The organism is Pseudoalteromonas sp. PPB1, from assembly GCF_015356275.1.
Taxonomy (GTDB): domain Bacteria; phylum Pseudomonadota; class Gammaproteobacteria; order Enterobacterales; family Alteromonadaceae; genus Pseudoalteromonas; species Pseudoalteromonas rubra_D.
Genome location: NZ_JACEQV010000026.1, coordinates 40,460 through 53,130, shown reverse-complemented (window position 1 = coordinate 53,130; position 12,671 = coordinate 40,460). Strand labels below are relative to the sequence as shown.

4 protein-coding genes are annotated in these 12,671 nt (G+C 52.8%); 3 read left to right on the top strand and 1 reads right to left on the bottom strand.

Annotation, left to right across the window (positions count from 1 at the left end):
• Position 1: 1 nt before the first annotated feature.
• From IY568_RS20325 to IY568_RS20315, 3 genes are read left to right on the top strand one after another with little or no spacing between them, the layout of a single operon-like run.
• A complete protein-coding gene (locus IY568_RS20325) occupies positions 2-6,388 on the top strand; it encodes a non-ribosomal peptide synthetase (RefSeq protein ID WP_194868520.1) in 6,387 nt (2,128 codons plus the stop codon).
• Positions 6,389-6,399: 11 nt separating this feature from the next.
• Positions 6,400-10,521, top strand: coding sequence for a non-ribosomal peptide synthetase (locus IY568_RS20320; RefSeq protein WP_194868519.1), 4,122 nt, complete (start codon positions 6,400-6,402; stop codon positions 10,519-10,521).
• On the top strand, positions 10,518-11,801 hold the full coding sequence (locus IY568_RS20315) for an MFS transporter (RefSeq protein ID WP_125564342.1): 1,284 nt from the start codon (positions 10,518-10,520) through the stop codon (positions 11,799-11,801). The genes IY568_RS20320 and IY568_RS20315 overlap by 4 nt, the downstream gene beginning before the upstream one ends.
• On the opposite strand, the gene IY568_RS20310 is transcribed toward IY568_RS20315, so the two are convergent.
• Complete coding sequence (locus tag IY568_RS20310) at positions 11,791-12,456, bottom strand: fumarylacetoacetate hydrolase family protein (protein WP_125564340.1); 666 nt, start codon at positions 12,454-12,456, stop codon at positions 11,791-11,793. The genes IY568_RS20315 and IY568_RS20310 overlap by 11 nt on opposite strands.
• Positions 12,457-12,671 lie beyond the last annotated feature (215 nt).

The following is a 12,671-nucleotide window of genomic DNA, read 5'->3' as shown; positions in this document are numbered from 1 at the left end:
TATGTTATCTTTTGTTCAAAAACTACATGCGCAAGGCCTGCGGGTCTGGCTGGGTGACAACAATTCGCTGGCACTGGGATATGAGGAAACCGTCGCAGCAGAATTGATTGCCGAGTTAAAAGCCAACAAGCCTTGCTTGCTGGCTTTGCTTGAAGAGCATCAGATACATTCGGAGCAGGCCTTTTTAAACTGGTCTGTGTTGCAGCTGTCTTCATTGTCGAATGCCCAGGCAAGACTCTTATTTGTTGACCGAATGCAGCCACAGCGCTGTGCCTATCATATTCCGATGCTGGTTGAGCACACGCATCCCGTTGATATTGCAGCACTGGATAACGCGATTCAATCCTTGACGGTGCGTCATCCGATCTTAAACAGCCAGATTGTAGAGCATGACGACCTGCTCTATTGCCAGCCTCGTAGCACGATATGGCGCTCAGAGCAGCATGAATGCGCAGATCACCAGACACTCAAAGCAGAGGTGAAAGCTCAGGTGCTGACACCGTTTGATCTAACTCAGGACGCCCCCATGCGAGTGGTGCATTATCACTGTGTATCAACCACTTACACGTTGTTTTTATGGCATCACATTGCCTTTGACGGCTGGTCAATGCAGCTGTTTTTTGCTGAGCTGGGCCAGGCCCTGGGTGATCCCCTATGGGCTGTGCAACAAACGTCACCCTTATCGTACTTTGACTACGCGGCCTGGCACCGAGATCTGGACCAACAAAAAGCCCATGATTACTGGCAAACATACTTAAAAGGCGCGCTGCCAACCCGACTGCCAAAGACGCTGAGTGAGCCGCTGAGTACACCACTGACACGCGGCAGCAACCTATACTTCACTCTGCCCGACTCACTCGGCACGCAGATCCGTCAGCTGGCCAGCAACCTCAGTGCAACGCCATTTAGTGTGTTGCTCAGTGCCTATTATTACACTCTGATGCTCTTCACCAATCAGAATGATGTGCTGCTTGGCGTTCCATCTGACAACCGGGATCATCCTCAGACGCAGGATATTATTGGTTTTTTTGTCAACACCCTGGCCTTGCGGGCACAACTGGATAAACAAGCCAGCTTCGCGCAACTGGTCTCGCAGGTGAAAGAAAACCTGCATCAGGCCAAGCAACATCAAGATCTGCCATTTGACGAAGTGGTTCAATATTTTGCCCAGGACGACCGCGAGCAAAGTGCGCTGCAAATCATGTTCAGTGTGCAAAAGCTGGCCAGTCAGCTCGACCCCGCGCTGTCATTACCCTTTGCGCTCAGCCCGCTACTCAGTGATGAAGAATTGTATCAGCCTATTAAGGTTGACCTGTTGCTGGCACTGGATGACAGCGAAGAGATTATCTCAGGTCAGATTGATTACAACCCAAACCGCTTCAGTCATGCTTACATTGATGCCTTTCGTCAGACCTTTATTCACTTGCTTGAATCCTGTGTGGCCGCGCCCCACCAGCCTTTGCAGTCACACAGTTATGTACCTGAGGCACAATCCATAAGCAACGTATTGAGTGCTGAAAAGCCGGTGTATGAGCACCTGTATGAACGCTTTATCGAGCAAGCAGAAAAGACCCCTGATGCCACAGCACTTATCTACCAGGAACAAACGGTGAGCTATCGAGCATTGGCTCGGGAAGTCAGGATATTGGCCACTCATCTGCGCGCTCAGATTGCCCATCATGACGACCCCAAAGTCGCGCTGATGTTTGTCCGTGGCCCTCAGATGGTCACCGCTATTCTAGCCACCCTCGCTGCTGGCGCAGCGTATGTGCCCCTGAGCCCGACCCAGGCCAGTAGCCGTAATCAGTTTATTCTCAGCGACTGTGGCGCGGCGTTGCTACTGACACTTCCCCACCTGGCCACACAGGCACAGCAATTGGCGCAGCCGAGTGCCTTGCCTGTGGTCACAACAGAGGCACTGCTAACAGGCCCGGCGGATGATGCGTTACCGCAAGGCTGTACTGAGCAACTTGCCTATGTCATTTACACCTCAGGCAGTACCGGACAACCCAAGGGCGTCATGGTTGAGCATGGCCACGTTGACGCGCTGGTGCATAGTATCTCAGAGGTCTATCAATTCGACGCTGACGAGCGGACCTATTGGTTACCGCCTTACTTTTTTGATGCCTCGGTCGAACCCCTATTTATGACTCTGCTCAATGGCGCCTGCCTGATCATTCCCAGCGAACGCAGCTGTAACGACCCGCTGGCAATGCGAGAAGAAATTCTCGACCGGGAAGTCACCCACCTGGTAGCATCGCCATCGCATTTACAGACCATAGGTCACTGCGGTAAGGCCAGCGCCATCCGGCGTGTGATTTTTGGTGGAGAGTCTTGTAGTCAAAGTCTGATCGATACCTGGCAGCAGCGCTTGTTCAGTGAATATGGCCCCACAGAAGCCACGGTAACAGCAACAGTCCATACCCAGTTTGCCCAACAGCAAAACCTCAAAGCCATTGGCAAGCCCCTCAGCCATGTCACCATCGACATCGTCGATGACACCTTAAGTGCGCTGCCAGTGGGCTGTCCTGGTGAGATACTCATTTGGGGCCACAGTATTGCCCGCGGCTATCTCAATCTGCCAGAACAAACCGAAGCACGTTTTATCACCACCGCGGCCGGACGTGCCTACCGCACTGGTGATATGGCGCGTCGTCTGCCTTGTGGCAACCTCGAATTTATGGGCCGTAATGATGCGCAGGTCAAACTCCGGGGATATCGAATCGAGCTCAACGAAATTGAAGTCGTGCTGCTAAAACATGGCGACATTGAACAAGCCTGTGTGAAAGTACAGACACTGGCTCAGGGACCTGCACTGGTTGCGTATCTCGGCACCAACAGCACCCTAACGCTCGAGCAGTTATTACCCTGGCTGAGTGAGCGCCTGCCAGACTATATGCACCCGGCGGCAATACAATGTAGTGCGACCTTACCTCTGCTGCCATCTGGTAAAGTCGATGCCCGAGCCCTCACGCCACTGGACGTCAGCATCAGCACCACCTATGTCGCGCCGCAAAGCCCGCTGGAAAAAGATCTGTGTGCACTGTGGGCTGAGCATCTGGGAGTGGAGCAAGTGGGGATGTATGACAGCTTTTTTGCTCTGGGTGGCAATTCACTCAGTGCGATGACGCTGGTTGCCAAAATGCAGCGTACCTTATCACTGCCGGTCACACTCAAAGCACTGTTTACCCATAAGACACCCGCTGCGCTGCTGGCTAACCTGGATTCTCAACATAATATTGAGCCAATCCCCGTGCTCACTGATCCTACTGTGCGCGTCGCCGTCACCCCGCAACAGCAGGCCATGCTACTAAGTGAGCGTCTTGCCACCACCGCCGGTGCCTATCATATCCCACTCATGCTGGGTTGCGACTCCCTCGCTCATCAGCAGGCCCTGATGGAGGGGGTACAACAGGTGATCAGCCGACATTTGGTGTTACAACAAGGCTACGAACAGGATGAGCAAGGGCACTGGTACATTAGCCAAACTCGCTATCCCATCCCCTGTCAGGTACTGGCTGTGAGCGGCAATGATGACAGAGGGTTGCAGGAATTTGTCAATGCACCGTTTGCACTGGACACTTCTGCTCCGGTGAAAGTGGCACAGTTACGCGTTGGGCCTTTGCCTAGCTACAGACTGCTACTGGTGTTTCATCATATCGCCTTTGACGGCTGGTCAGTCGAACGCTTTATTCATGAGCTGGATCAGCAAATGGCTGGCAAAGTTATCACGCCTCCAGCACTGACCTATCGGGATTACGCGCACTGGCGCAGTCAACAAGATGAAAGCACTGAGCTGGCTTACTGGCAGCAGGCGTTTGCCGGTATAGACCTGACTCCCTGGGAAAGCGACTTTAGCCGCAGTGCCAGCTATGATCCGCAAGGCCGGGCGCTGACCTTCACATTACCCGATATCCTGACCCAATCATTACGCACTCTGGCACAACAACAGGGCGTAAGTCTGTATGCGACACTGCTTAGCAGTTTTCAGCTCGCTGCTTGCTTCTGGGCTGACCGGGATGACATTGTCATTGGCACCCCCAGCGACAACCGCGCCCATCCGGATAGTCATGAGCTGATGGGCTACTTTGTTAATACCTTGGCGCTGCCTCTGCGCTTGGACAGCACGCTCAGCTTTACCGCACTCATGACACAAGTGCAGGGACAGGTTCATGAAGCCAAAAGTCATCAGGGTGTGTCAGCGGATGTATTGGCAGACGCACTGAACGTTGAACGACAAAGTGGCTTATCGCCGCTCTTCCAGCTGTTCTTCACTCTGGACCAGTTCAATCCAATGGATCAGGCATTTAATGGCTTTGAAGTGATCCAGGAAAACCCAGAGGATTACGCCTATACCCCGGCCAAGTTTGAATGGAATATGGTCTTTAAAGACGACGGCACTCAGCTGCAAGGGCAGTTCACCTATGCCACGACCCGCTTTGATGCCACTCGTTGCGAGCAATTCCTGGCATTCTACCAGGTACTGTTAGAGAACCTGGTGAGTGCACCGGAACGCGCAGTGCGCGACTGTCCACTACTGAGTGACATACAGTTTCAGGCACTCGTTGCCCAACAGGCTCAGCAGTACAGTGAATCACAGACAAACTGGTTAGCCTGCTTTGCACAAGCCTGCCAACGTGCACCACACAACATCGCCCTGTCATTTGAAGACCAGCAACTGAGTTATGCTGAGCTGGATAGCTTGTCGTCACAACTGGCCGCTACACTGCATCAGCGTCTGGGTACACCGGGTGTTGAGCCAGCCCATGTCGCGCTGCATTTTCACAAAGGCTGCGATATGATCATCGCCATGCTGGCCACACTCAAGGCAGGTGCGGCATTCGTCGCGCTATCGCCTAACCACCCACAATCCCGGCGCGAAACCCTGTTGGAGCAGGCACAGTGTGCACTGCTACTCAGTGATGATGCATTAAGCTGGTCAACGGTGCCCACTTTGCTGTATCACTGGCGTGACTGGCCAGAAACGCAATCCGACTCTTATTGTATCGACTTTAACCACAACGCTGATCGCCTCGCTTATCTCATTTATACCTCAGGTACTACTGGCACACCTAAAGGGGCCATGCTCAGCCATCGCGGCTTGATCAATCTCTCAGAACATATGATGTACAGCCACCGCTTAATTGGTCGATCACGTCAGGTGATTGCCAGCCAGTATGCAGAATACGTCTTCGATGCGTCCATCATAGAGATATTTCCTGCGCTTGCTGCAGGCGCGAGACTCGAGATCATGCCTGAGGCGATCCGTCGTGACGTGCCCAGATTATGTGATTTCCTGCGTCGTCAGCAGGTCGATGTCGCGTTCGTGCCCACCGTACTGGTCAATCAATTTCCGGATCTGCTGGCGGCGTGCGAGTTAGACGTCCTGTTTGTCGGCGGCGCGCCACTGAATCCGGTACACATACCGCTGGCAAAAACCTTGTACAACGAATACGGACTCAGTGAAACCAGTGTCTGTATCAGCCAGGCCGAGGTGCTCCCGCAGCAGCCTGTCACCATAGGACGCGCTATTCGTAATAGCCGTTTGTATGTACTGGATAAATATCAGCGACCTGTGCCACCAGGTGGTTGTGGCGAGCTGCACAGTGCAGGAAGTAGTACCGGACTGGGGTATTGGCAAAATGCCGATAAAACAGCAGCGCACTTCTTCGAACTCACACTACATCACGGCTCACAACGCCTCCATGAGCAGGTGTATCGGACTGGTGACTTAGTACGCCGCGTAGATAAAGACACCCTGCAGTTTGTAGCACGTACCGATCAGCAGCTGGAGATTAATGGCTATCGCATAGAGCCGGGCGAGATTGAAGCTAAACTGCTGGCGCATCCCGATATAGCTCAGGCCGTCGTCTGTCAGGTGCAAGGTCATGCACAACAACTGATCGCTTACTGTGTGTTGAATCAGGATGACACCGTACAAGTGGCAGAGTCACAGTCTCGCACCTTGCTCAACTGGCTGAACGCACAGCTGCCCCCTTATATGCGACCAAAACACCTACTGTTTGTGAGTCACTTCCCGCTGACCTTAAATGGCAAGCTGGATCTGAAACAACTGCCACAACCTGAACTGAATCAGCTTCAGGTCGAACAACGGGCACCACAAACCCAAACAGAACAAACCGTGCTCGAACTCTGCCAGCGACTGCTTGGCGTGTCTGAGTTGAACATCAATCATGACTTTTTCGAACTGGGTGGCTCTTCCGTACAAGCCGCCCGGTTAATCGCCGAGTGCGAAAAAGCATTTGTGGTCAGTATTGAACTGGCCACCCTACTGACGCATCCGGTACTGGCCGAATTTGCTGCCGCCGTAGATCGGCTGCTGGCTGAACAAGCCATCCCTGACGCCGAATTTGAAATGGAATTATAATGAGGTTCTCCATGCACCAGTTAATGTACACCCTGAAAAGCCAACAGATCAGTGTCTGGCAAGACCAAGGTAAGCTAAAACTTGCCAGCCAGAGTGATGTAAGCCAGTCGGACATAGTGGCGACAATCCGCGCTCATAAAACCCAGCTGTTGGACTATTTGCAACGCCATAACATCAACAGCAGGCTGTGCTTTGAGCAAACACAGATCTTTGCAGCCGAAAGCAACGCTGCGCCGCTGACGCTGGGACAGACACAAATGATGTTTTCTCAGCAAGTCAGCGAGCAGACCCATACCTATCATATTCCCTGCTTATTGAAGCTTTCCAAAGACTGCGATAGAGACGCAATGGAACAAGCGTTGCAGCGTCTGTGTCAACGACACAGTGCACTCAGTGTCTGCTTTGTCTCCAGTGCACAGGGTCAGATACAGCAACAGTGTTGTGATACCCCTTTTGTGCTGACACAGCTAGACTGCGATGAGGCCACACTGGATGAAACCTGCCAGCAGCTATTTACCCGACCCTTTGCATTAAGTGAGGAACGCCCGTTTCGTGGCACCTGGTTGAGTACAGAGTCACACAATTATCTTTATCTGCTATGGCACCATATTGCCTTTGATGGCTGGTCTTTGGGTGTGTTCTTAACTGAACTGCAGGCCAGTTATCAGGGTACGGCACTTGCCCCCGCATTACAGTTTAATGATTACGCTCACTGGCAGGCACAACGTCTGAGTGCACAGCGTATTGCAACACTGAAAGACTACTGGTTAACGCAACTTGATGCCCATTCTGCCTTACATTTGCCCTGCGCCTACACCAGACCTAAAGTGTTTGACCACACTGGGGCAAATGCCACGCTGACCCTGCCTGATGGCAGCAGCGAACAACTTCAGGCCCTGGCAAAACGTCACAAGATCAGCACCAATACGCTGGGACTGGCAGCCTGGTTCCATACCCTGAGCTTATACAGCGGCCAGCAGGATCTGACCATAGGGTTACCCAGCGACAACCGCCCTAATCAGGCTTGTCAGCAGATCCTGGGTTACTTTGTAAACTCTTTGCCAATCCGCCTTCAAACTGAGCTGAGCCACACGCTGGCCGACTGGCTGGCGTTGGTACAACGTCAGGTGAATGAAGCAAAGGCGCATCAGGATTTACCTTTTGAGGAAATTAAATCTGCACTGGATGTGACCATGGACACCAGTCGTCACCCGGTATTTCAGACCATGTTTACCTCCAGTCAGTTTCAGCACGCCACTGAACATGCGTTGTGGCAACAGCATTTGACCGACACAAATGCACATGTAACCGCTAAGTTTGACCTGACTATGCATCTGGAACTGGCCCCTGATCAAGCTCAGGTCAACCTCAACTATGCCAGCGCACTATATAGTAAAGAGCATGCCCAGCGTATCGCTGCACTCTATACCCAGATCTTAACCGCCTATGCACAGAGTATGGAGACAGAACGCGATACGCTATTTAGCTTACCGCTACTTAGCCAGTCAGATTTAGACGTACAACACCTGTTCAGTGGTCATTCTGACGCCTTCCCGCCTCTCCTGACTATCACGGAACGATTTGCGCACATCGCTGCCAAATACCCGCAACACATCGCCCTGCAAAGCGCCGAACGACACTGGACCTATCAGCAGCTAGATCAGGAAACCAATCGTCTGGCAGCCCAAATCCAGGCATTTGCCCCGGGCGTTCAGGTAGTTGCACTACATTTGCCCGGAAATGCTCCGTTAGTCATCGCCATGCTGGCGACCCTTAAGGCTGGTGCAGCGTACACCACTTTGCCGTATAAAGACCCGCTGCCACGACGGGCCTATCAGCTTGAAGACAGTCAGGCAGAGCTGCTACTGACGCAAAACAGTTTAATTGAAGAAGCCGGGATCCTAGCTGACTCTGCGCAATTGCCACTGCTTAATGTCGATGACATCCTGGGTAATACATCTTTGAGTACTGAGCCCGTGCAATGTGAAACGACCCCACACAGCCCGGCCAATATCATCTATACCTCAGGGACAACCGGCAAACCAAAAGGCGCCTTACTGACGCATTATGGCTGCACGTCTTTCACGGCTGATTGTCAGTACATCAAAATCACGTCTCAATCACGCATGATGCAGCTGGCCAATCCCGCTTTTGATGCCACGACCATTGAGACCTGGATGTGTTTACTCAATGGTGCAACCCTCTATTGCGGTTACAGCGACTTACTCAGTCAGATCACTGAGTTCAAAAAGATGTTGTGTGAAGAGCAGATCTCAACCTTGTTCCTGACCCGGGCATTATTCGACACCCTGTTCCAGCAAGACCCCACACTGTTTGCCTCTTTGGAGCATCTGCTGTCGGGCGGGGAAGCACTGACCCCGGAGCTGGTTAATCAGCTGGTCAATTCACAGTACGCACCTAAACACTTTTATAACCTCTATGGCCCGACGGAATGCTCCAGTTGTACAACCAGTCATGAGATCACTGGTCAGGATACCCGTATCCCCATAGGCAAACCCATCCAGGGCCGGGCCGTTGCCGTCATTGGTCAATATGGCCAGCTGCTGCCGCTGGGCTGTCCCGGCGAATTGTACATTGGCGGCGCAGGCCTCGCGCTGGGGTATTTGAATCGCGATACACTCAGTGCTGAAAAATTCGTCACGCTCAAAGTGTTTGGTCAACCTCAGTCTTATTACCGAAGCGGAGATCTGGTTTACTGGCAACCAGATGGCACACTGGCTTATCTTGGCCGCAATGATGAGCAGGTCAAGATCCGCGGTCACCGCGTTGAACTGGGAGAAATCGAACAACATCTCAATGCCCTCCCCGAGGTCAGCAATTGTGCCTTAGTGGTACGCAAACACCAAGGCCACAGCCAGCTTGATGGCTATGTGGTGCTGGCAGAGGCAGGTGACATCAACACTCAGCTTGATACACTACGCGATACACTCAATCAGCGGCTGCCCGACTATATGCAGCCACATACCTTAAGCGCCATCGAGCAGCTGCCACTGACCACCAGCGGGAAACTCGACAAGCGCCGATTACCTGAGCCGCAACGGGTGTCGGATACCGTGATAGAACCTGAGAGTGCAACAGAGAGAAAACTCTTAGCACTGTGGCAATCCCTGCTGGGCATCGACAGCATGTGTGTCACGCAACCTGTGATGCATTATGGCGCTGACTCTATTCGACTGTTGCACTTTTGCAGTGCAGCAAGCAAAGAAGGTTGGCAGCTGACGCCTAAACTCTTGATAGAGCACAACACCATTCGCACCCAGGCGGCACTGCTGGAGCAGCAAAATCGAGATCTGTTCAACGGCATGAGTGATGATGAGGCGCTACAGGCCGTGTTAACGTTGCCACATTTCGAACCCGGGCTAATCCGCCCCGCAGAAATAGCAGATGCGGCCATTGTGCATCTGTTCCCCGCAGCGGCCAGTGCAGATAGCTTTAATCCCCTGGTGGAAAAATTAAGCACGCAGTTTGAGGTACATGCGCTGGAGAACGTGAAAATATTCACCGGTCGCCACCTCAACCAACTGAGCCTGGTGCGTTATTATGCCGAGCGCATTGTTGCGCATCAAAGCGAGGGACCCTACTACCTGGGTGGTTTCTGTGAAGGCGCAGCCCTGAGCCTTGAAGTTGCCAGACATCTGGAGTCTATGGGTCATGAGGTAGCACACAGCTTCCTGATTGACCCCATCCTGCCGCAACTGAGCGCAACCCAACTGGCCGACGCAGAGCAACGCGTACAGGACAGTGACCCAAGCCTGGAAACCTGGCCAATCGGTCGTGCTTTTGTGGACTTTGTACGTCACTTCCGGACTGCCCACCCTTACGCCTACCCGGTGAGCTTTTTTACCGCCGATCGGGTCAACGATGAAGCAATGCCAACAGAGGCGTTAGGCCTGTTCGAACCGGTGTTTGATGTCGCGACGGTATATAAAGCCACTTTTGCGTTACCCGACAATGGCTTTGCAACCTTGCTGCCCCAGGCCGAGTACATTGACTTGCACAGCGCCCATGATGAAATAATGACCGATGAAGAAGATCTGAATTGCATTGCCACACGCTTCAATCAAGTGTTGTCTTCAGCACAATCTCACCTGGTCCAGGAGCGACGCGCATGACCAAACAACAATTGTGTAAGCGTTACGGTATTCATCTCGGTCTGACCATGTTTGCTGCCATGTTGCTGCTGCCGATCCTGACCCCTTACCTGCTCGCGCAGGGCTTTGTGGTCAGCCAGATAGCCATTGCCATGGTCGTCATGAGTGCCGTGATCATCATCTGTGAAGTACCCAGTGGGGCGCTGGCCGATCATTTTGGCCGTCGCCGACTATTTTGCTGTTCATTGATATTTGCTTTACTGACCAACCTGTTACTGTTGGTCGCCACGGATTTTGTGACTTTACTGATTGCTGTCAGTTGCTGGGGGCTTAACCAGGCCACCCTGAGTGGGACACTCAACGCCTGGTTTGTGGAGCGCTTTCATGAAGCAGAAGGCGAACAAACCCTGAATCAGGGGTTCGCCGCGACCTATGGCCTGGCGTATGGGATTGGTGCCTCCTCCGCGGTGCTCTCCGCTTTGTTTCTGGCGTTTGGCGATCACCTTGCGCTGTCGACCTTGCAGATGTATCAGCTGATCTTTGTGGTGTCGAGCATCGGCTTTATCTTGCTGCTGCCGCTGACCTTTCACTGGGTCAAAGAGGTCAAATCTCCGGCTCAGCAGCGCTTTAAACAGGCACTGAGCCAACATGTTGGCACCACTCTCAGCACAGTGCGTCAACCAGCACTGGCTAAACTGCTCATTGCGCTGGTAATCGTGATCCCGGTCAGCGCCAGTATTGAAAAATTCTGGCCAATCTTTGTTCACCAGCTGGAGCAAGTCGATATGGATTCAGTGGCCTGGTTATTTCCAGCCGTCATGGCTGCAACCTTTGCTCTGAACGGTGTCGCCGCGGTACTCAGTGCTAAGCTGTGTACACTGCTCAATCAAAAGCTGGGGCAGGCAATGGCTGTTGCCCACTTACTTAAGCTGGTGGCTTTGGTTGCCATGGCACTGGCACCTGATCTCAGTTGGTTTGTGGCAGCGTTACTGCTGTTCTTCCTGTGCTTTGGCCTGACCCAGCCGGCACAATTACAGCTGCAGCATCAACTGTGCGACGACAGTGTGCGAGCTACTATAGAATCACTGGGCTCACTAACGACCCGCATGGGTGGCATGCTGGGTGCCGCACTGACAGGCGCTTTACTGAATCTGGTTTCGCTGCCGGTGAGCTGGTTACTGCTTGGCGCCTTGTCGCTACTGGGCATCGTGCTGCTGTTCAGCCCATCGCTCAACCAGCAAGACCCGCCTGCAGTAACAGAGCCAGAGGCTGAACCCGCTTCCGCGGACCTTAACGCCTGACAGTAACCGTCGCGCTATACAGAGGGGCATCCTGGAGCTGTAACGCCAGGGTGTCGCCTTCGTTTAATGCCCCCACCCCCTGTGGGGTGCCAGTCATAACGATATCACCCGGGTTCAGGGTAAAATATCGGCTGATCTCAGTCAGCAAGCTCGTCAGTGAAAAAATCATCAAGCTGCTGTCTCCGTGCTGCTTAAGCGCGTCATTTTGCCAAAACCGATAGTGCAGCACACTGTTTTCATCCAGGCCATTTACGGCTCTGAATGGGGTGACACTGCAACTGTTATCAAACGCCTTGGCACACTCCCAAGGGTGCCCCTGTTGTTTTAATTTGCTCTGTAACTCCCTGAGTGTCAGGTCCAGCCCGGTCGCAATCCCACAGATATGTTGCAACGGCTCACGGGTGTGATTATCTATGGTCTCTCCCACCAGCAGTACGAGCTCAGCTTCATAATGGTGCTCACCCAGCGTGGTATTGAGTACCAGTGGCGACTGAAAATGGCAAAATGCCGAGGCTGGTTTGATAAAAAGCAGGGGGTTATCGGGTATTGGGTTGTTTAGCTCTTTGGCATGTGCCACGTAATTGCGACCCACACATACCGCTTTACCAACCTCCAGAGCGACTGCGTCACCTGATTCCCATAAGTGCTGATACATAATGACCTCCGTTCAGAAATGGGTCACTATTATAACGGATCCTGACCGAGCGACAGAGTCCTGACGGTTGATGTTCAATATAACCAATAAGAATAACAGTCGCCTTTTTACTCTAGCCATTAAAGGTAAAGTAAAATTGCCGTCAGCTCACAGTTAGCTTTACATTGCTCAGCCCCCTGAATTGCCTGCTGGTTGCAAGGGATAGACAGTCAGGA